The sequence below is a fragment of the Streptomyces sp. NPDC111744 genome (genome assembly GCF_055634995.1).
This window is the reverse complement of record NZ_JBVKCG010000004.1, coordinates 498,685-517,414: the sequence shown is the minus strand read 5'-3', so window position 1 is coordinate 517,414 and position 18,730 is coordinate 498,685. Positions and strand designations below refer to the sequence as shown.

Annotated in this window: 21 protein-coding genes and 2 pseudogenes; 9 read left to right on the top strand and 14 right to left on the bottom strand. The window is 72.4% G+C overall.

The features are described from left to right. Positions 1-41: 41 nt before the first annotated feature. Complete coding sequence (locus ACZ7OO_RS12630; protein ID WP_471504193.1) at positions 42-998, bottom strand: LLM class F420-dependent oxidoreductase; 957 nt, start codon at positions 996-998, stop codon at positions 42-44. 158 nt (positions 999-1,156) lie between these two features. Here ACZ7OO_RS12630 and ACZ7OO_RS12625 point away from each other — a divergent pair, with 158 nt between their 5' ends. Then, complete coding sequence (locus ACZ7OO_RS12625) at positions 1,157-1,792, top strand: diguanylate cyclase (RefSeq protein WP_471504191.1); 636 nt, start codon at positions 1,157-1,159, stop codon at positions 1,790-1,792. 25 nt (positions 1,793-1,817) lie between these two features. Here ACZ7OO_RS12625 and ACZ7OO_RS12620 read toward each other — a convergent pair. The 4 genes and pseudogenes from ACZ7OO_RS12620 to ACZ7OO_RS12605 all read right to left on the bottom strand — a co-directional run. Then, positions 1,818-2,084: pseudogene (locus ACZ7OO_RS12620) on the bottom strand (Ppx/GppA family phosphatase); the annotation flags it as partial. Between the two features lie 25 nt (positions 2,085-2,109). Next, entirely contained in the window at positions 2,110-3,132 is a 1,023-nt protein-coding gene (locus ACZ7OO_RS12615; RefSeq protein ID WP_471504189.1) for an iron-containing redox enzyme family protein, read from the bottom strand. Next, positions 3,129-3,350 carry a CDGSH iron-sulfur domain-containing protein gene (locus tag ACZ7OO_RS12610; RefSeq protein WP_471504187.1) on the bottom strand — a complete coding sequence of 74 codons (222 nt, stop codon included), beginning with the start codon at positions 3,348-3,350 and terminating at the stop codon, positions 3,129-3,131. Before ACZ7OO_RS12610 ends, ACZ7OO_RS12615 begins: the two co-directional genes overlap by 4 nt. After that, positions 3,334-4,011 (bottom strand): HemK2/MTQ2 family protein methyltransferase, encoded by a 678-nt coding sequence (locus ACZ7OO_RS12605; protein ID WP_471504185.1) that lies wholly within the window; start codon positions 4,009-4,011, stop codon positions 3,334-3,336. The genes ACZ7OO_RS12610 and ACZ7OO_RS12605 overlap by 17 nt, the downstream gene beginning before the upstream one ends. Positions 4,012-4,346: 335 nt before the next feature. On the opposite strand from ACZ7OO_RS12605, the gene ACZ7OO_RS12600 reads away from it, so the two are divergent. From ACZ7OO_RS12600 to ACZ7OO_RS12590, 3 genes are all read left to right on the top strand, one after another. Then, positions 4,347-4,829, top strand: a complete 483-nt coding sequence (locus tag ACZ7OO_RS12600) for a flavin reductase family protein (RefSeq protein WP_471504184.1) — start codon at positions 4,347-4,349, stop codon at positions 4,827-4,829. A 117-nt stretch (positions 4,830-4,946) separates the two neighbouring features. Beyond that, complete coding sequence (locus ACZ7OO_RS12595) at positions 4,947-6,056, top strand: enolase C-terminal domain-like protein (protein WP_471504182.1); 1,110 nt, start codon at positions 4,947-4,949, stop codon at positions 6,054-6,056. Between the two features lie 18 nt (positions 6,057-6,074). After that, on the top strand, positions 6,075-7,823 hold the full coding sequence (locus ACZ7OO_RS12590; protein WP_471504180.1) for a glycoside hydrolase family 15 protein: 1,749 nt from the start codon (positions 6,075-6,077) through the stop codon (positions 7,821-7,823). A gap of 46 nt (positions 7,824-7,869) precedes the next feature. Here ACZ7OO_RS12590 and ACZ7OO_RS12585 read toward each other — a convergent pair whose 3' ends face one another. Beyond that, positions 7,870-8,202: a helix-turn-helix transcriptional regulator gene (locus tag ACZ7OO_RS12585; RefSeq protein WP_471504178.1), complete on the bottom strand. Its 333-nt coding sequence runs from the start codon at positions 8,200-8,202 to the stop codon at positions 7,870-7,872. 125 nt (positions 8,203-8,327) lie between these two features. Here ACZ7OO_RS12585 and ACZ7OO_RS12580 point away from each other — a divergent pair, with 125 nt between their 5' ends. After that, entirely contained in the window at positions 8,328-9,071 is a 744-nt protein-coding gene (locus ACZ7OO_RS12580) for an ANTAR domain-containing protein (protein WP_471504176.1), read from the top strand. Between the two features lie 499 nt (positions 9,072-9,570). On the opposite strand, the gene ACZ7OO_RS12575 is transcribed toward ACZ7OO_RS12580, so the two are convergent. Further along, positions 9,571-9,747 (bottom strand): hypothetical protein, encoded by a 177-nt coding sequence (locus ACZ7OO_RS12575; RefSeq protein ID WP_471504174.1) that lies wholly within the window; start codon positions 9,745-9,747, stop codon positions 9,571-9,573. A 189-nt stretch (positions 9,748-9,936) separates the two neighbouring features. Between ACZ7OO_RS12575 and ACZ7OO_RS12570 the strand changes: the two are divergent. Both ACZ7OO_RS12570 and ACZ7OO_RS12565 read left to right on the top strand, forming a co-directional pair. Then, positions 9,937-10,023: pseudogene (locus ACZ7OO_RS12570) on the top strand (nitroreductase); the annotation flags it as partial. A 197-nt stretch (positions 10,024-10,220) separates the two neighbouring features. Next, positions 10,221-11,012 carry a COG4705 family protein gene (locus ACZ7OO_RS12565; RefSeq protein ID WP_471504172.1) on the top strand — a complete coding sequence of 264 codons (792 nt, stop codon included), beginning with the start codon at positions 10,221-10,223 and terminating at the stop codon, positions 11,010-11,012. A gap of 27 nt (positions 11,013-11,039) precedes the next feature. On the opposite strand, the gene ACZ7OO_RS12560 is transcribed toward ACZ7OO_RS12565, so the two are convergent. From ACZ7OO_RS12560 to ACZ7OO_RS12540, 5 genes are read right to left on the bottom strand one after another with little or no spacing between them, the layout of a single operon-like run. Beyond that, positions 11,040-12,419 (bottom strand): sensor histidine kinase, encoded by a 1,380-nt coding sequence (locus tag ACZ7OO_RS12560; protein ID WP_471504170.1) that lies wholly within the window; start codon positions 12,417-12,419, stop codon positions 11,040-11,042. Beyond that, on the bottom strand, positions 12,416-13,078 hold the full coding sequence (locus ACZ7OO_RS12555) for a response regulator transcription factor (protein ID WP_471504168.1): 663 nt from the start codon (positions 13,076-13,078) through the stop codon (positions 12,416-12,418). The genes ACZ7OO_RS12560 and ACZ7OO_RS12555 overlap by 4 nt, the downstream gene beginning before the upstream one ends. Next, the gene (locus ACZ7OO_RS12550) at positions 13,032-13,820 is read right to left on the bottom strand and encodes a phosphatase PAP2 family protein (RefSeq protein ID WP_471504166.1); all 789 of its coding nucleotides are present in this window, start codon (positions 13,818-13,820) and stop codon (positions 13,032-13,034) included. Before ACZ7OO_RS12550 ends, ACZ7OO_RS12555 begins: the two co-directional genes overlap by 47 nt. Continuing rightward, entirely contained in the window at positions 13,817-14,422 is a 606-nt protein-coding gene (locus tag ACZ7OO_RS12545) for a phosphatase PAP2 family protein (RefSeq protein WP_471504164.1), read from the bottom strand. The genes ACZ7OO_RS12550 and ACZ7OO_RS12545 overlap by 4 nt, the downstream gene beginning before the upstream one ends. Beyond that, a complete protein-coding gene (locus ACZ7OO_RS12540; protein ID WP_471504162.1) occupies positions 14,419-15,105 on the bottom strand; it encodes a DedA family protein in 687 nt (228 codons plus the stop codon). The genes ACZ7OO_RS12545 and ACZ7OO_RS12540 overlap by 4 nt, the downstream gene beginning before the upstream one ends. Positions 15,106-15,214: 109 nt before the next feature. On the opposite strand from ACZ7OO_RS12540, the gene ACZ7OO_RS12535 reads away from it, so the two are divergent. Both ACZ7OO_RS12535 and ACZ7OO_RS12530 read left to right on the top strand, forming a co-directional pair. Then, positions 15,215-15,586: a BlaI/MecI/CopY family transcriptional regulator gene (locus ACZ7OO_RS12535; RefSeq protein WP_471504161.1), complete on the top strand. Its 372-nt coding sequence runs from the start codon at positions 15,215-15,217 to the stop codon at positions 15,584-15,586. Further along, positions 15,583-16,512, top strand: coding sequence for a M48 family metalloprotease (locus tag ACZ7OO_RS12530; protein ID WP_471504159.1), 930 nt, complete (start codon positions 15,583-15,585; stop codon positions 16,510-16,512). The genes ACZ7OO_RS12535 and ACZ7OO_RS12530 overlap by 4 nt, the downstream gene beginning before the upstream one ends. 33 nt (positions 16,513-16,545) lie before the next feature. On the opposite strand, the gene ACZ7OO_RS12525 is transcribed toward ACZ7OO_RS12530, so the two are convergent. Both ACZ7OO_RS12525 and ACZ7OO_RS12520 read right to left on the bottom strand, forming a co-directional pair. Next, on the bottom strand, positions 16,546-17,283 hold the full coding sequence (locus tag ACZ7OO_RS12525) for a polysaccharide deacetylase family protein (protein ID WP_471504158.1): 738 nt from the start codon (positions 17,281-17,283) through the stop codon (positions 16,546-16,548). Next, on the bottom strand, positions 17,280-18,674 hold the full coding sequence (locus ACZ7OO_RS12520; RefSeq protein WP_471504156.1) for a glycosyltransferase: 1,395 nt from the start codon (positions 18,672-18,674) through the stop codon (positions 17,280-17,282). The genes ACZ7OO_RS12525 and ACZ7OO_RS12520 overlap by 4 nt, the downstream gene beginning before the upstream one ends. Positions 18,675-18,730 lie beyond the last annotated feature (56 nt).

Below are 18,730 nucleotides of genomic sequence, written 5' to 3'. Positions count from 1 at the left end.
GGCCTGGGGGTTTTTGGCGAGGTGCCGCCCGTTCCTCGCCGTCAGCCCCGCAGTCGCGGCAGGATCTTGGTGCGGTAGAAGTCGAAGAAGTTCTGCTGGTCCTTGCCGATCTGGCTGACGTACACGGTGTCGAACCCGGCGTCCACGAACGCGGTCAGGGCCTCGATGTGCGTGTCCGGGTCGTCACCGCACGGCACCGCGGAGGCCACCTGGTCCTCCGTGACCAACGTGGACGCCTGCTCGAAGTGGCGCGGTGTGGGGAGTATCTGCGCGAGCTCCCCGGGGAGTTGTTCGTTCGCCCACAGGCGGTGCGCGGTGCGGATCGCCTCCTGCCGGTCCGTGCCCCAGCACACCTTGAGTCCGCCGTAGACCGGCTTGGTGGTACCGCCGGCCCGGCGGAAGCGCTCGACGAGGGCGGTGTCGGGCATCATCGTGATCAGGCCGTCGCCGATCCGTGCCGCGACCTCGGCGGCCTGCGGGCCGAAGGCGGAGACGTCGATGGGTACCGGCTCGTCGGGCAGGGTGTACAGGCGGGCGTTCTCCACCGTGTAGTGCTTGCCGTAGTGGCTGATCGTTTCGCCGGTGAACAGCTGCCGGATGATCTGGAGTGCTTCCTCCAGCATTTCGAGGCGTACCGGCGCCTCGGGCCAGTGTGTGCCGAGGATGTGCTCGTTGAGAGCTTCGCCGGTGCCGACTCCCAGTCGGAACCGGCCGCCCAGCTGGGCGGCGCTGGTGGCGGCCGCCTGGGCGATCACCGCCGGATGGGTGCGCATGATGGGGCAGGTCACGGCTGTTTCGACGGGCAGCGAAACGGCCTGTGACAGGGCGCCGATCACCGTCCACACGAACGGACTCTGGCCCTGGTTGTCGTTCCACGGGTGGTAGTGGTCCGAGATCCAGAGCGAGTCGAAGCCGGCCTGCTCGGCCATGCGGGCCTGTTCGACGAGTTCTGCCGGGCTGTGCTCCTCGCACGACAGGAAGTATCCGAAGTCGGGCATCGCGTTCTCCCAGGTGGAGCGTGGGGTGGCGGGTCTGGCAACGCGTCCGCCGAGTACCCGGTGGTCCGGCTGGCCTAACCAGGGCGTGCGGGGGCCCTGGGCGTGCGGGAGGGTACGGGGAGGCGGGCCGTACGAGGCCGGGCGGACAGGAGGTTGTCATGGGAGCAGCGCGCTTTCTGCCCCGGAAGGTCTGGAGACGGTGGCGGCGGGCCGACGAGTTGCGGGCCGGGCCGCACGCGGCCGCTACGGAGGCCGCCGCTCGGCGTTTTCTGCTGCTCGGGCTCCTGCCTCTGTGGGTGGTGCCCGGCCTCACGGACTGGTGGATGCACCGACGGACGGGCATCGAGCGCACCAGCGGCACGAAGGAGTCCGTGGTCCACGCGCTGATGATGACCGAGGTCGGAGTGCCGGTCCTCATGGGCCTGCTCGCCCGCGTCAACCCCCTGGTGCTCACCACGATGGGCGCCGCTGCCGTGGCGCACGGTGCCACCGCGTTGTACGACGTCTCGCTGGCCACGGGCGAGCGCGAGATCCGCCCGGTCGAGCAGCACATCCACAGCTTCCTCGAGGTCCTGCCGCTCACCGCTCTGGCGTTCACCGCCTGCCTGCATCCCGACCAGGTCCGCTCGACACTGCGTGGCGGCCCGCATCCGCAGGACTGGCGCCTGCTGCCCAAGGAACGGCCGCTGCCCGCCGCGTATCTCGCGGGACTCGCCGGCGTGATCGGGTTGGGGGTCGTCGTTCCGTACGCCGAGGAACTGCGCCGCTGCCTGCGGGCCCGGCCCGGGGTGTAGGGCGGAGCGCAGGGCTCCCCGTGCTTCGGGCGGGACTGGCGTTGCGCACCACCGTCGTCGCGAAGGCCAGCGGCCCGGCGGCCGCCCATCGCTGCGCGGTACTGCCGGCGGCGGCGACCGCCTCGACCAACCTCTCGACCGAGTCGTCGGTGATACGACCGTCCACGTCGACCTGTTCGGAAAGACGCAGCTTCCACTTGGCGGTGTGCACGGGCAGCGGGACTCCGCCCTCCGCGTCCGCCACCACCAACCGGACCGTCTTCGCCCCCACGTCCACCACGCTCAGTCCCATGGCGCCGGAGTACCCCCGCGGGGCATCACCAGTCCGCTGCCCCGCGCAGCACCGTGCCGCCCTCGTGCCAGGCGCCGAGGAGCCTGGCGGCCAGGCTCTCCTCGAGATGGGTGGTCGCGCGGATCCCGAAGACGATGTCCCTCTCCAGGTGCGGTTCGGCCGCCAGGAGTCCGCCGACGACGTCATGGCGTACGACCTGTTCGTGGACCGCGTCCGCTTCCACGTGCTCGGTGTAGAACCGCACGGCCGCAGGACCGGCGCCCACCCGGCGCAGCGCCTCGGCCAGGCGGCGCGAGGCGGGGGACGAGGTCACCTCGACGGCGGCGAAGTGACCGACGAGCGCCCCGCGCAGCGCCCGATGCAGACCGAACAGGGACATCAGGTTGACGGTGGCCAGCGCCTCGGGCGGCGCCGCGTCGACGTAGTACCCGTAACGCGTGTCCAGGCCCAGGTCCGCCATGAGGTCGGCGAACAGCTGCGCGTGGATCTCGTCGGCACGGCCTGCGCCGAACTCGTCGAACTCCACGGCGACCATGGCCGCCTTGGCCCGCCCGTGCAGCCTGGGGATGACCCAGGCGTGCGGGTCCGCTTCCTTCAGGTGGTACAGCGAACGCAGCGCCGCGTATGCGCGCAGCTGGTCGAGGCTGCCGTGGTCCCGGAGGAAGTGCGAGACGCTGCCGGAACCGTCCACCGGTTCGACCTGGAGTTCGTCCAGCGCCTGCCGAGCCGTGTCGGTGGCGTCGATCGGTACGTCCGTGCGAAGCGCGCTCAGGAAGCGGTCCTCGATCGCACCTCGCAAGGCCAGCAGCCGGCTGTCCCACTCCAGGTCCTCGCTCACGCCCTCGAAGCCCTGGTAGTGCAGCTCGTAGAGGATGTAGAGGGCGAGTTGCAGATCTTCGCCGTACGGCGAAGAGCCTGCCGGGGACGGCATGCTGCCGGGATCCGATCCCCGCAGCCGGGCGGTCACGGCGGCGGAGAGCGCGCCGCGCGGCTCGGGCAACGGCGGCGGCCGCAGCCGCGACTGCTGTCGGGGCGGGGAGTGGCTCACCCGGCGCCCCCTTCGCCGGTCCGCCTGTCGCGGCGGCGGTGGCTGGTGTCGCACCAGGGGAAGGTACGGCTGCGCCGGCAGGTGCAGACGGCCACGGTGAAGCGCTTCGAGACGGTCACCTCGCCGTCCTCGCCGACCACTTCGACCGGCCCCTCGATGAGCAGGGGGCCGTCGCGCTGGACGCGGACGCGTCGGGGTCGTTCAGATGGGTTGGGCACGGATCACCACCAGCTCCTCTGTCGTGCCGTCCGCCGTCAGTCCTTGTTCACGCAGCCAGGCGAGCCGGGAGCGCAGTACGCGGCCGAAGGGCAGCCGGGCCCGGTCGACGACCTCCGCGCGCAGACCGGCCTCCGCCAGGCGGGTCAGCGTGGTGCCGGTGCCGCACAGGTGCGAGTGGACCATCAGGAGTGTTCCCGTCGGCCGCAGCACCGTCGGCGCGGTGTCGCAGATGCGGTCGATCAGCAGCCGCCCGTTCGTTCCGGCGTCCCAGGCCCGGGCAGGGCCCCTCGTCGGCAGGGGTCCGGGGGCGGGCACATAGGGCGGGTTGGAGATCACCAGGTCGAAGCGGCGGTCGGGCACGGCAGTCGCCAGATCACCGTGGCGCACGCGCAGGGTCTGCCCGTTCAGAACCGCGTTCAGCCAGGTGGCGGCGACCGCCCGCCAGGAGATGTCGACGGCGGTGACCCGGCCGCCGAGGCGGGCGGCCTCCACCGCGAGCATGCCGCTTCCGGTGCCCAGATCCAGTACCTCTGTCTCCGCGCCGACCCCCTCGCGGCGCATCGCCCGTCCCAGGAGCCGGGTGTCGGTCTGGGGGCGGTAGACGCCCGGGGGTACCCAGCACCGCGGGCCCGGGCCGGGGGTGAGAGCTTCGGCCGTCATGGGGCCGTCCTCGGCCGGGTGTCCGCAACGGCAGCGCGGACGGCGCCCGCGTGACTCCGCCCGGGGCGTCGTCTCCCGGGCCGGACGGGCGAGGCGTATGCCGGGGCGCGGTCGCGGTCGACGGCCCTCTCGATGGGGTGGTTGATGATGAAGAGTTCTTTCACGGTCGCTCCGGGGTCGCAGAACGGGCGCCGCTGCGCGGGAAGGTTCCGGCAGCGGCTCACGAGTACCCCGTGGCCGCAGACGTAACTAGAGGGAACAGCGTCGCCCCTCGGTGGCCGGGTTCATGTGCTGAACTGGTACCGGTGGGACGGACAGGACGGGAGTGAGGGCACGTGGCCGACGTCGAGGGGTTCGTGGGCCGGCTGGATCCCGAGATGTGTGTGGTCACGGCCGCGGCGGGCGAGGAGCGGTCGGGGTGCCTGGTGGGCTTCTTCTCGCAGTGTTCCATCCGGCCGGTGCGGTTCATGGTGTGGCTCTCCACGTCCAACCACACCTACGGGCTCGCCAACGCCGCGGGCCGTCTCGCCGTTCATCTGCTGACCCCTGAGCAGCACGAACTGGCCGCCCTGTTCGGCGGGGAGTGCGGCGAGCAGGTCGACAAGTTCGCGCGCGTGCCGTGGACGCGGGGATACGGCGGCGCGGTCGTCCTGGAGGACGCGGCGGCCTGGTTCGTCGGCACGGTCGAGCGGCAGGTCGAGGGCGGGGATCACGTCGGGTTCGTCGTGGCACCCGTGCAGTGGGGCGAGCGGACCGGCGGCCGGGCGCTGCGGCTCCATGAATGCCTGGACATCACTCCTGGACATCCGGTGGATTGAGCCGGCCCAGGATTGGCCCACCGTCGCCGAGGGCACTCGAAGCGCGCCTCGGGTCCGCACCGAACGGGACGGGGCGACTTCGAACGGAGGTCCCGCAGCCCGCACAGGGAGACGACAATGACTGACACCCCGGTCGTGGAGCGGGTGGACAGCGCCGTCTTCACCGTGCCCACCGACGCGCCCGAGGCGGACGGCACCCTCGCCTGGGACAGCACCACGCTCGTCCTGGCCACCGTCCGCTGCGGCGGAGTCACCGGGCTCGGCTACACCTACGCGCCCGCGGCCGCCGCGCGTGTCGTCGACGACCTGCTCGCCGGCGTGGTCGTGGGCAGCGCGGCATTCGACGTGCCGCGGATCAGCGAGGCCATGCACCGGGCGGTGCGCAACGCGGGACTGCCCGGCGTGGCCGCGCAGGCGATCGCCGCCGTGGACATCGCCCTGTGGGACATGAAGGCACGTCTGCTCGACGTCCCGCTCGTCCGCCTGCTGGGCGCGGCACACGACGATGTGCCGGTCTACGGCAGCGGCGGCTTCACCACGTACGACGCCGAACGCCAGGACCGGCAACTGCGCGGCTGGACCGAGGAGGACGGCATCCCCCGCGTCAAGATCAAGATCGGGGAGTCATGGGGCCGGTGCGAGGAGCGGGACCGGCAGCGGGTCGCCCGGGCGCGGGCCAGCATCGGCGACCGGCCCGAACTGTATGTCGACGCCAACGGCGCCTACGGCGCCAAACAGGCCGTCCGCGTCGCCCGTTCACTCGCCGACGAGGGTGTGACCTGGTTCGAGGAACCGGTCTCCTCCGACCACCTCAGCACCCTCGCGACCGTCCGCGGTCTGGTCACCATGGACGTCACGGCGGGCGAGTACGGCTACACCCTCCCCTACTTCGAGCACATGCTCGCCGCGGGCGCGGTGGACTGCCTGCAGGCCGACGTCACCCGGTGCGGCGGCATCACCGTCTGGCTGCGTACGGCCGCCCTCGCCCAGGCCCGTGGCATCGAGATCTCGGGCCACTGCGCCCCGCACGCCCACGCCCATGTGGCCGCGGCAGTGCCCAACCTGCGCCACCTGGAGTGGTTCCACGACCACGTCCGCATCGAACGCCTCCTCTTCGACGGCGTCCTGGACCCCGCCGACGGCACCATCGCCCCCGGCGCGGACGGAGCGCCGGGGCTGGGCCTGACCCTGAACGCCGAGCGCGCGCGACCGTACCTGGTGGGCTGAGGCAGGAGGCACACACCAATGAGCAGCACGACCTTCCCGCCGCACCCGCTGCACGACTACGCGCTGCTGGCCGACGGGGAGCGCGGCGCGCTGATCGGACCGGACGGCGCCATCGGCTGGCTCTGCACTCCGGCCTGGCACGACGACGCCGTCTTCGCCTCCCTCGTCGGCGGCCGGGGCGTCTACGCCGTGACCCCGCACGGCCGTCACGTCCCCGGTGGCTACTACGAGGAAGGCACCCTGATCTGGCGCAACCGCTGGACCACCAACGAGGGCGTCGTGGAGTGCCGCGACGCCCTCGCCTTCCCCGGCGAGGAGGGCCGCCTGGTCCTGCTGCGGCAGCTGGCCGCCGTGGACGGGCCCGCCCAGGTGCGGGTCGTACTGGACCCGCACGCCGACTACGGCCGCGCCGCGCTGGACTCCGTGCACCGTGATGACGGCGTCTGGCACCTGAACACCGGCCGACATCGGCTGCGCTGGCAGGGCCTCCCGTCCGCGACCGCCGGCCCTGACGGCCTGGTCGCCGATCTGCGGCTGGAGCCCGGCGAGGGCCGCGACCTGGTCCTGGAGTGCTCCGACTCGCCGCTGCCGCACGCGCTCCCGCGCGCCCCGCAGGCATGGGCCGCCACCGAGGACGCGTGGCGGCGGGCGGTGCCCCCGCTGCGGCAGACCATCGCCGTCACCGACGCCAGACGCGCCTACGCCGTGCTGCGCGGGCTGACCGCCCGCGGCGGCGGCATGGTCGCCGCGGCCACCACCAGCCTGCCCGAACGGGCCGAGGAGGGCCGCAACTACGACTACCGGTACGTGTGGATCCGCGACCAGAGCTTCACCGGGCAGGCCGCGGCGGCCGCCGGGGCACCCGAACTGCTGGACGCCGCCGTCCGTTTCGTCACCGAGCGGCTGCACGCGGACGGCCCGGACCTCGCCCCTGCCTACACCGTGCACGGCACGGCCGTACCCGGCCAGTGCGAACTGAACCTGCCCGGCTATCCCGGGGGCTTCGACCGGATCGGCAACCGGGTGCGTGACCAGTTCCAGCTGGACTGCTTCGGCGAGGCACTGCTGCTGTTCGCCGCCGCGGAACGGCACGGCCGGCTGAACGCCGACGCCTGGAAGGCCGCCGACCTCGCCGTGCGGGCCGTCGGCGAACGATGGCGCCAACCGGACGCGGGTATCTGGGAGTTGGGCGCCCGGCGCTGGACCCACAGTCGGCTCACCTGCGTAGCCGGGCTTCGCGCCCTGGCCGACGCGGCACCGCACCGCCCGCTCGCCGGCACCTGCGACCGACTCGCCGACACCCTGCTGACCGCGACCACGGCCACCTGCCTGCACCCCGACGGCCGCTGGCAGCGCGCACCCGACGACCCGAAGGTGGACGCCGCGCTACTGCTTCCGGCCGTGCGCGGCGCCCTGCCCGCCGACGACGTCCGCACCCGGGCCACCCTCGCCGAGTGCCGGCGTGAGCTGGCACAGGACCACTTCGTCTACCGTTTCCGCCACGACGACAGGCCCCTGGAACAGGCCGAGGGAGCGTTCCTGCTGTGCGGCTTCGTGATGGCCCTGGCCGAACACCAGCAGGGTCATACGGTCGCCGCGCACCGCTGGTTCGAACGCAACCGCGGAGCCTGCGGCGCGTCCGGCCTGTATGCCGAGGAGTTCGACATCGCCCAGCGCCAGCTGCGCGGCAACCTGCCCCAGGCTTTCGTCCACGCACTGCTTCTCGAAGCGTCCGCCCGCCTGTCCGAGGCCCCGCACCTGTCCTGAAGGTGTGCCGACACCGGCTCCTGCCGCACCGTCGCGACGGGCAGGCTCATACCCGACGTTTGTCGCACTCGTGGTCGTGCCGGAGGAGGAAGGAGAGCAGTTCGGCGACGGGGAGGCCGCCTTCCGCCGGGTGACGGAGACTGGTGTCCGGCTGGATGCGGTAAATGTTGCTCCGGCCGTCGCGGGTGTGGGTCAGGTACCCGTCGGACTCCAGGTCGGTGATGATCTTCTGGACCGCCCGTTCGGTGAGCCGGCAGCGTGCCGCGATATCGCGGATGCGGGTGGAATGGTTCTCCGCGATGGCGACCAGCACGCGGGCATGGTTGGTGAGAAACGTCCAGCCGATGTGTGGCTCCGGTGCCTCAGCTACTTGCGCCATGCTCCCAGACTAGACGTGTTGTTCGCGCATTCCAAACACTGAAATACCTTTCCGGTATCTCTTGACGTGTAATTGGTCGGTGGGTCAACCTTGTGGAGAGCTTGTACCGTCGTGTGGAGGCAGCCATGCAGCAGCGACGGATCCCGCACAGTGCCGGCGCCGCAGGTGTGAAGGCAGCCGGGACCCTGGCGGTCGCCATGCCATACGAACCCGAAATTCGCACGTGGTCGCACGACGGCACCGTCACCGTCGTGATCCGCGGCGAGCTGGACATCGCCGGCGAGCCAGCGCTGAAGTCCGCGCTGGAGGGCGCCGTGAACCAGTGCCGTGACCACGTGGAACTGGACCTGGGCGGAGTCGGGTTCTGTGACTGTTCCGGGCTGAACGTGCTGCTGGCCGCGCGGCGGCACGCGGCCGGGCAAGGCAAGACCCTCAGCGTGGGAGCGGCTGGCCCCGCTGTGACGAACCTCTTGATCAAGACAGGAACATGGCCGTTGTTGGCGGGTACCTGGGCGGCGAAGGACGCCCGGAGCGGGGAGACGGAGGACGCCCTGAGCGACGACGAGATCGAGGACGCCCTGGGTGCGGAGGACCTTCTGGCAGAGGTCGCTCACCTGCGGCGGGCCATGCGTACGCGACCGGCCATCGACCAGGCCACGGGCGTTCTGATGGCGACGTTCTCCCTCACCGCCGAGGACGCGTTGGCCGTGCTGGTGACGGTCTCCCAGAACACGAACACCAAGCTGCACCACATCGCCGAGGAAGTCCTGGCGGCATTGCAGGGCGACTCACTGCCCGACGCTCTGCAGACCCAGCTGGCCGCCGCGGTGAGAGCGCTCCGCGCCGACGAGGGCAGCCCGTCCGGATGAGCTCCTGACGAGAGGGGCCCGGGCGCGACGGGCGACCGGAGTCCGCGAGGGCCTGCGCGAGATGCACGTCGTCCTCGGACGGGCGTCCCGCGTACCGGCGCAGCAGGGTGAGGACGCCCAGGGGGCTCGTGCAGACCCACCGGGACCGCCTGGACTGCCCCGGGCCTCGGCCATCGCGAGCAGGCTCTGGCAGGCGTGGACCAGGTGCCGGAAGAGGTGCAGCGGGTGGCGGGTAACGGCCGTTCAGGGACCTCCACCGGTGACCGTCCCCGCACCGCGGCGACGAGTTCGTGAGCGACGCGGGCACGCTCGACGTCCGTATCGTCCTCGGCGTCCCACCGCCCAACAGGTCGTCACCGGACATGACCCTCACCTCCCCGAGGCCACATCGCACCACGGCTTGCCCCCGATCTGGCACAGTGCGGCGGAGGTGGCCGTGCCCATGACACCGCCGCACCCCACACGAGGGCGGGTGAGGCGCGTCCGGGGTGACGGCGGCTCAGTCCTCACCCCGTACGACGTTCCAGTCGTCCCCGCCCCGCGTCTGACCCGCCTCGCCATCGATCGTCGCACGCACCCAGGTGCGTATCCCCTGCCCGCGCAGGCGACGCGCCTTCGCCCACCCCGTCTCGGGTCGGCGGACACTGCCCGTCTTCATGACTGCTTCCGTGGTCACGGCATCTCATCTTCTCTCTGCCCCGGGCCGTCCCGGTCCGGTCGGTCGCCCCTGCCCGTCGTCTCCCCCGTCTCCTCACCCCGCCCGAGTCCCCAACCGACCCGGCCGGAAACGCTGGTCCAGACCACTGCCTTCTTGCGCTGAAGCAGGTAAGGAAATGGCTGTCGTCGGACGAGAGGACGAGAAGACGTGGATGTGTACGAAGCCGTGGACAGCCGCCGGGCCGTGCGCGCGTTCAGCGCTGAGCCGGCACCCAGGGAGGTACTCGAACGAGTGCACGACCCGGAGTGACCCCCGACGTACACCGGGAGAGCCATTACCACCGCCCGTACGCCGCTGACCAGCGCATCCGCCACTACGTTCAGGTTGTGTTCAGGTTCGGAGAGACCTCGGGCAACTCCAACCCCAGAAGCCACAAAACTCTGGCAAAGAGGTCTGGGGTACCTCCTGGGCGTCATGCCATCGTCCTTGCCATGACGACTGATCACCTCACGCACAACCGGCCCGCGGGCCACATCCGTCACGCGGCGAGCAAGGTGCCGGAGGTGACCGTCTACTTCTGGATCATCAAGGTGCTGACGACCGGTATGGGAGAGACGGCCTCCGACTTCCTGGCCCATGCGATCGGCCCCATTCCTGCCGTCGGACTCGGTGGCGTCGCCCTGGTGGCGGCCCTGGCGGTGCAGTTCGCCGTCAGGCGGTACGTGGCCTGGGTCTACTGGACGGCGATCGTCATGGTCAGCGTGTTCGGCACGATGGCCGCCGATGTCCTGCACGTCGGCCTCGGGGTGCCCTACACGCTCTCGACGCCGTTCTTCATGGCCGCGCTGGCCGTCGTCTTCGTCCTCTGGTACCGCAGCGAAGGCACGCTGTCCATCCACAGCATCCACACCCGGCGCCGGGAGACCTTCTACTGGGCGACCGTCCTGGCCACGTTCGCGCTGGGCACCGCCGCGGGGGATCTGACCGCCACGATCGGCCTCGGCTATCTGGGTTCCGCCGTTGTGTACGGCCTTGCGATCGCCGTTCCCGCCATCGCGCACCGCTGGGGCAGCCTGAACGCGGTAGCCGCCTTCTGGGCCGCCTACGTCATCACCCGCCCGCTCGGCGCCTCCGTCGCCGACTGGATGGCGCTCGGCCGGAGCCGGGGCGGGCTCGCCCTCGGCCTGGGGCCGGTCACGCTGTCCTGGACGGTGGCCATTCTCGGCTTCGTCGGCTATCTGGCCCTCTCCCGCAAGGACGTCCAGCACGACACCATCGGGTGATACGGCAGACCGCCGAGCGGGTCGTCGTCACCCGGCAGGCAGGCTGACCACGAACCGTGCCCCGGGCGCGTGCCCGGGGTCGGCCGCCACGTCGCCTCCGGCGGAGCGAGCCAGACGTCGCGCCAGCGGCAGCCCCAGGCCCGCCCCGCCGTGCCCGTCGCCGGGATCCGCACGTCGACCGGGCTCGAAGAGCTGTCCGGCGAACGAGGGCGGTACGCCGGGTCCGTCGTCGATGACGTCGACGCGTACGCCGTCGGGCGCGGAGTAGGAACGGACGGCGACGCTGGTGTGTGCGTAGCGGCAGGCGTTGGCGAGGAGCGGGCTGACGATGCGTTCCAGGAGGGCGGGCGGGACTCCGGCCACCAGGGGAGGGCCGTCGGTGGTGAGCGTCACGTGGTCCGGCACGTCCAGGGCTTCGGTGAGGCGGCGCAGCGTGGGCAGGACCTCCACGGTGCCGGGAGCTGTGAGTGTGCCGTTGCGGGCGTCCTCCAGGAGCGTGTCGCAGATGGTGCGCATGGACTCGGCGGCATCCGCGATGACCTGGTGGGTGGCGTGGGTCTGTTCGGCTGTGCGGGGGCGGCCCTGCCACCAGTCGAGTTCGGCGATGATCCGGCTCAGCGGTGTGCGCAGCTCGTGCGAGAGTTCCCCGGTGAGCTGCCGCTCGTGGCGCAGCAGGGTGCGGATACGGTCCAGGATGGCGTCCAACGACGTACCTAGACGGGCGAGTTCGGCGGGGTGGCGCATGCTGCCGAAGCGCTCCTCGGAGGCGACGGCGCTCCACTGGGTGGCCTGGTCGGTCATCGTACGGACGGGGCGCAGCGCGCGGCCGACCGCCAGCCGCGTCAGGGCGTAGGTGCAGGCGAGCATGACGGCGTCCAGGACGAGCGATCCCAGCAGCAGGGTGTCGGCCGAGCTCCGGTAGGGGGAGAGGTCCAGCGCGGCGACCACCGTGGCCTCGCCCCTGGCTCCGGGCACCGGCTGGGAACACAGCCGGAGGGGGCCACGCACGTCGACGGTGACGCACCGTCGGCCGCCGTGCCCGGCGAGCGTGTCGGCGACGCGGGTCAGGGCCCCGGCGGTCGGCGGTGCCTCGAGCAGGCGGCGGCCGGCGTAGATCCACACGTTGGTGTCGAGAAGGTCGTCGTGGGAGGTCTCCAGGACGCGTACGGTCGTGCCGCTGGTGTCGACGGTCGTCGCGACGGCGGCGGCGCGGGTGCGCAGTTCGTCGTCCGCCTGGTGCTGGAGGCGGTGCTGGGCCACGGCATTGAAGGCGACGGTGAGGACCAGCATCAACAGCGTGGCCGTGACCAGGGCCACGAGTGAGAGCCGGCCGCGCAGCGTGCGGGGCGCCAGACGGTGCAGGAGGGCGGTTGCGGCGGCCCGCGGCCGGTGGCGGACCTCGCTCACGACAGGCGGTGGCCGATGCCGCGGGCCGTGCCGATCGTCCGGTCGCTGCCCGCCTCCCGCAGTTTGCGGCGCAGCCTGGTCAGGTACTGGTCGAGGGTGTTGTCGTGGACCTGAGCCCCTTCGGGCCAGCCCGCCCGGACCAGTTCGCGGCGGCGCACGACGGTGCCGGGAGCGGCCATGAGCGCGGCCAGCAGACGGAACTCGGTCGGGGTCAGATCGACCCGGGTGTCCCGTACACCGACCGTGTGCCGTACGGCGTCCAGGACCAGGTCGCCCGCTGTGGCGACCGGCGGCGGCGCGGCCCGTTTGAGAGCTGCCCGCAGGCGGGCCGCGAGTTCGGCGAGATGGAACGGCTTGGGCAGATAGTCGTCGCCTCCGGCCGAGAACCCGGACAGCCGGTCGGCGATCCGGTGGTGGGCGGTCAGGAAGATGACGGGAGCGAGGAACCCGTTGGCGCGCATCGCCTGGCACACGTCGCGCCCGTCCGCGTCGGGCAGCCCGATGTCGAGTACGGCGGCGGAGACGCCGGGGGTGGCCAGCCGCAGGGCGGTGGCGCCGTCCGGCGCGGGGACGGTGTCGAAGTCCTCGTCGCGCAGCCCGCGCACCAGCACGTCACGCAGGGCGTGATCGTCCTCGACGACCAGGATCGTCTGCCGCATGGTCCTCCCTCGGTCCGCGTGTGGTGTCCGGCCGGCCGCCCGCTCCTTCCGTCGGCTCCTCCGCTCCGCGCACCTTGTCTGTCCGCGTGGCGTTCGGCGTCCAACGCCCGGGCGGCCAGCGGGTCACGGCGCCCAGACAGACTCCCAGCCAGCCGAGGGCGAACAGCCAGCCGCCGACCACGTCGGTGAACCAGTGCACCCCGAGGTAGATACGGGTCAGCCCGACCAGCACGCCCCAACAGCCGATGACCAGGGCGAGCGGGGTCCTGCCGCGCGGGCCGCGCACGCAGACCGCGATGATCAGCAGTCCGGCTGTGAGGGCCGATGTGGTGGTGTGTCCGGACGGGAACGCCCATCCCGAGGCATGGGTGGCCCAGTCCGCGTGGGGTGGCCGTGGCCGGGAAACGAGTGTCATCACCCCGTATCGCAGTGCCTGCCCGGCTCCGAGGCAGGCCAGGCAGAGCGCGACGGCGAGCGCACGCTGCCGGAGGGTCCGTCCCGCGATGATTCCGGCGAGCACTGCCAGTGCGTACGGGACGACACCCGTCCCGGTGACGGTCAGCCCGCGGGCGAACGCCACCGCCACGTCCGGCCGGTGGGCGACGGACCATGTGAGCAGGTCGTGGTCCGCGAACAGCGGTCTGCCGTCGTGGCCCCTCACGGCCGCGGCCAGCAGGCCGAACGCGATCCATGCGCCGAGGCCGCAGCTCCCGGCCAGTTCGGCGGCGTCGCCGCGCTTCATGACGTCGCCAGCAGCGGGCGCAGACGGGTAGCCGTGAGCCGCACGGCCAGGGGCCCCGCCCACCTGCGTACGAGGGGCATGGCGGCCATCACGGTGAGCGCGCCCACCATGGCTCCCGCCACCACGTCGTGGGGGTAGTGCACACCCACCCAGACCCGAGAAGCCGCCATCGCACCGGCGGCCACCACGGCGACCGCGCCGAGGCGGCGGACGACGAACAGCAGGGCGACGGCCGCCGCGGCGGCGATGGCCGTGTGGTTACTGGGGAAGGACCAGTCGCCGCGCGCCGGACAAGCCTCCAGGACAGTCACCCTCAGGCTTTGGCAGGGCCGGTTCTCGTGCACGAGCAGCTTCAGCACCGCATCGATTCCGTAGGCCACCACAACGACGAATGGCACCGCGAGCGCCGTCACCGACGCGGTGGCGTCCACCCGCCGCGCACTCCACCAGCCGACGACCATGAGCACCGCGAACACAGCGAGCCCGTACGTCGACCACGCCGACACGGCGTCGTTCAGCCAGGCGGGTGCGTGCTGGGCGAGGCGGACCACGTCGGTATAGGCCGAGCCGTCGATGGACGACCCGCCGAAGGCGAGGATCATCCTTGGGCCTCCTTCGCCTTCGCCTCCCGCCGCGAGCGGTACACCTCGGAGGCGAGCGGAATCAGGGACAGGGCCACGATCACCGCGACCATCGGCAGCAGATACCGGTCCACGTTCGGTACGGAAGAGCCCAGCGCGTAGCCCGCCAGCGTGAGACCCAGGCTCCACGCCAGGCCGCCGACCACCTGCCAGACAGTGAAGGTCCGTACCGGCACCCGCAGGGCGCCCGCCATCGGGTTCAGGACCGTGCGCACCACCGGAACGAAGCGGGCCAGCACGATCGCCTTCGCGTACCCGTAGCGCTCCAGCAGCTCCTCCGCGCGCTTCGCCCCCTCGTGCAGGCGGGCCGAGCGGCTACGGTCGAGCAGGGCGCCGCCCGCTCTGCGGCCCAGGATATATCCGCACTGCGAGCCCGCCAGCGCCCCCACCGCGGCGGCGATCAGGAGCGGGCCGAGCGACAGCTTCAGGCCGCGGTCGGCGGTGCCGGTGCACAGCAGGCCCGCCGTGAAGAGCAGTGAGTCGCCCGGCAGGAAGAAACCGATCAGCAGCCCGGTCTCAGCGAACAGCACCACACCCACGCCCAGCACGCCGAAGGCGGCCAGCAGCGAGCGCGCATCCAGCACATTGACAGCGAGCTGCGACGATAGGTGCATGGCTGTGGTCATCGTCGAGGGTCCCTTCATCGTTCGCCCGGACAGCCGGATGCGCCACGACGGAGGCACCAGGCAAGTGACTACAATCCAGTAGACGGTCTACTCAACTGTAGACGATCGTGGAGTGAGGGACGTTCCCGTGACCGACACGAGCGACGAGAGGCGGCCGGCCGGCGAGCTCGAAGCGGCCGTCATGGCCGCACTGTGGGCCGCCGGGGCCCCGCTCACGCCCGGGCGGGTGCAGACCGAACTCGGCACCGGTCTGGCACGCACGACGGTGGCGACGATCCTGACCCGTCTGCACGAGAAGGGCGTCGTCAGCCGTGAGCGGCAGGGGCGCGGCTTCGCCTACCTCCCGGTCCAGGACGCTCCCGGCCTGACCGCTCGGCGGATGCACACCGAACTCGACCGGGACGCCGACCGGGAGACGGTCCTCGCCCGCTTCGTCGCCCAGCTCAACCCGGGCGACGAGCAGGTCCTGCGCCAGCTCCTGGACGGTGACGAGCGATGACCGCCGTGCTGTTCGTACCGCTGGTCCTGCCCTTCCTCGCGCCGGCGCTGGCCCGCCGGACTCTCGACCGTCTCTCCCCCACCACCGCGCTGTGGGTCCTGGCCGTCTCGGCCCTGGCGCTGGCGGGAGCCTGCGTCGCCGCCCTCGGAGCACTGGTCCTCACCGGACTGCTCAAGCTCCCCGCCCTCGCCGCCCTCGGCCAGCTCATCCACCCCCTGCGCACCCCCTCCGACTACGTCGTCGTTCCCGCGGCGACAGCGGCCACCGGAGTGCTCGCCCTCAGCGTCCTGACCCTCGTGCGGTCGGCCTTCCGGCAGACCCGCGCCTTCCGCACCGCCCGGACCCAGGCCGACCGCCGACCGGCCGCCGGTGACCTCTGCGTCGTCGACTCGCCCCACCCTGACGCCTACGCCCTGCCCGGACGACCCCACCGCATCGTCGTCACCACCGCGATGCTGCGCAGCCTGGGAGCTGCCGAACGCGAGGCCCTCTTCGCCCATGAACGGGCCCACAACCGGGCCGGCCACCACTACTTCCTGGCGATCGCCGAACTCACCGCCCACTGCCACCCGGCCCTGCGCCGAGTGCGCGAGATCATCCGGCTCGCCGCCGAGCGGGACGCCGACGAGGCCGCCGCCACCGCCGTCGGGGACCGGCGTCTGATCGCCACCGCCATCGCACGTGCCGCCCTGGCCGGCCACGCCTTCCCCACCACTCGGCCGAACTTCGCGCCCGCAGCGACGACGGGCCCGGTCTCGCAACGCGTCGCCGCCCTCCTCGGCCCCGCCGGGAAACGCCCGCGAGCCACCCGCACCACCGCGTTCCTCCTCGTGGTCTGCACGCTCCTGTCCGTCGCCGCCGGAACGGCCGGCGTCGTCGACTTCCATCACAAGGTCGAGGTCGCCCAGGGCGAGGTCACTCCCTGACCGACGTGGTCCCGCCGCGGACCCGCCAGTGCGTCAGGCCGCCTGGGGCCGGCCATGGTCGTACAACCGGCCGACCTCGTAGCCCCGTTCCCCGCAGGTGTCGAGGATGAGGGGCAGGGCACCCAGGGCCGAGCGCCAGGCGCCTGGGGCGGAGGTGCAGTCGGAGTCGTGGAGCAGGATGGTGCCGCCGCCGTCCAGGCCGGCCTCCACCGTGCGGTGGACGGACTCCGGTGTGGCGCGGGCGGTCCAGTCCTCGCCCCAGCAGGTCCACAGCACCGGCGTGAGACCGAGGCGGCGGGCGGCCAGATGGGCGGCGGTGGACATCACGCCGTACGGGGGCCGGAAGAGCGTGGGCATGCTTCCCGTGATGTCGGCGACGGTGTCGCGGGCGCGGGCGAAGTCGTCGTACGTGGCGCGCGGGCCGCGCAGCAGCAACGGGCGGTGCCGCCAGCCGTGGACGCCGATCTCGTGTCCCGCCGCGGCGATCTCGCGGACCAGGCCGGGCGAGCGGCGCGCCTCGCTGCCAAGCAGGAAGAACGTCGCCCGGACCCGGTGCTCGGCCAGCAGGCGCAGGAAGTGCGGGGTGGACAGCGGGTCGGGTCCGTCGTCGAAGGTGAGGGCGATGTGGTCCGGGCGGCCCCGGCCCGCCAGGCGCGGCATGGCGCGGTTGCGCAACGGGCCGAAGGTGGAGACCACGGGCGCGGCGTGGGCGGCCACGAGGGCGGGCACAGCGGCGAGGGCGGCGGTGCGCAGCAGGCGGCCGGCGGTCACGAGTGGTGGCCTTCCGAGCCGGCGTGGTCGGGGTGGTCGTCGACCAGGTCGAGGCCGTGCCCGATGGCATGGATCACGCCTGAACCGTCGTACGCGGCGGCGATCCCCGTGCCGACGGCGCAGGCCCACAGTCCGCAGGCCACGACCACGGTGGCGGCGAGCCGGCGGGCGGCGGCCCTGCGCCGACGTGCCGACGGTCGCGGAGGCAGGGGCGGCAGCCCCAGGCGGTGGACGCGCGCTATCTCCGCGGCGGGGCCGCCCTCGGGCTCGTCGGCGAAGAGTGCGAGACCGGCCGTGCGCCGACGCAGGCCCAGCGGGCCGTCGATCAGGTCGCGCAGTACGTCCTTGAGCTGGTCCGGGTCACGGATCCAGACCGCCGCGCCGGCCTCGTCCAGAGCGGCGGCGTTCGTCAGCCCGTGGCCCGGTATGCACCGGTAGCTCGCGACGGGCAGCCCGACGGCGAACGCCTCCAGGGAACTCAGCCCGCCCGCGTTCTGGACCAGGACGTCGGCGGCGTGCATCAGCGCGGGCATGTCGTCGACCCAGCCGTAGGCGTGCTCGATGCCGTCCGCGCGCAGCTGTGCGGCCAGCTCCTCGTTGCGGCCGCAGACGACGACCGGGACGGCTACGCCGCACTCGCGCAGTTCCAGGGCGACCTGACGGACCGGTCCGACGCCCCAGGAACCGGCGACCAGCAGGGCCAGCGGGGCGTCGGCCGGCAGCCCGAAGCGGGCCCGGGCCGCCTCGCGCTCCCGCGCGCCGCCGGGACGGAACCGCGGATTCACCACCGGACCGCACACCCGGACGTCCCGCGCCCCGGCGGCTTGCGCCTGGGCGGCGGGCACGGCGTGCGCGGCGAGGTGCACGTCGACACCGTCCGCCACCCACAGCGGGTGCACGGAGAAGTCGGTGAGATACGTGAGGACGGGCGCCGCCAGCCGTCCCCTCAGCCGCAGGCTGCCCAGGACACGGCTGGCTCCCGGGTAGGTGGAGACGACCGCGCCGGTGCCGGGATGCAGCGCCCGCAGCATGCGCTCCTCCGCGGTGCGCAGCAGCGCCCTCGCCAACGGCCCGCCGCCACCGGCGCGTTCGGTGCTGCGGTAGACCCGCTGGTAGGCCCAGGGGGCCCGGACGAGCATGCGGTGGTATCCGTCCCGGACGAGCCGTCCCAGCCGGGCGGGCAGCAGGTCCAGCAGGTCGAACCGGTCGACGACGATGCCGTGGGCCGTGAGCCGTCGGGCCAGTTCGGCGGCGGCGCCGTCGTGGCCGGCGCCGATGCTCGCCGAGACGATCGCGACGCGCTCGGCCTGGGCCGTGGGCGGCGCCGGCTCGGGGCGCAGGGCGCCGGCCGCCAGGGCGCGCAGATGCACCGTACTTCCGAGGTAGGGCATGGGATGGTTCCTCCGCGAGTGGAGTGGGCGGCCGAACTCTACAACATGTAGTAGAT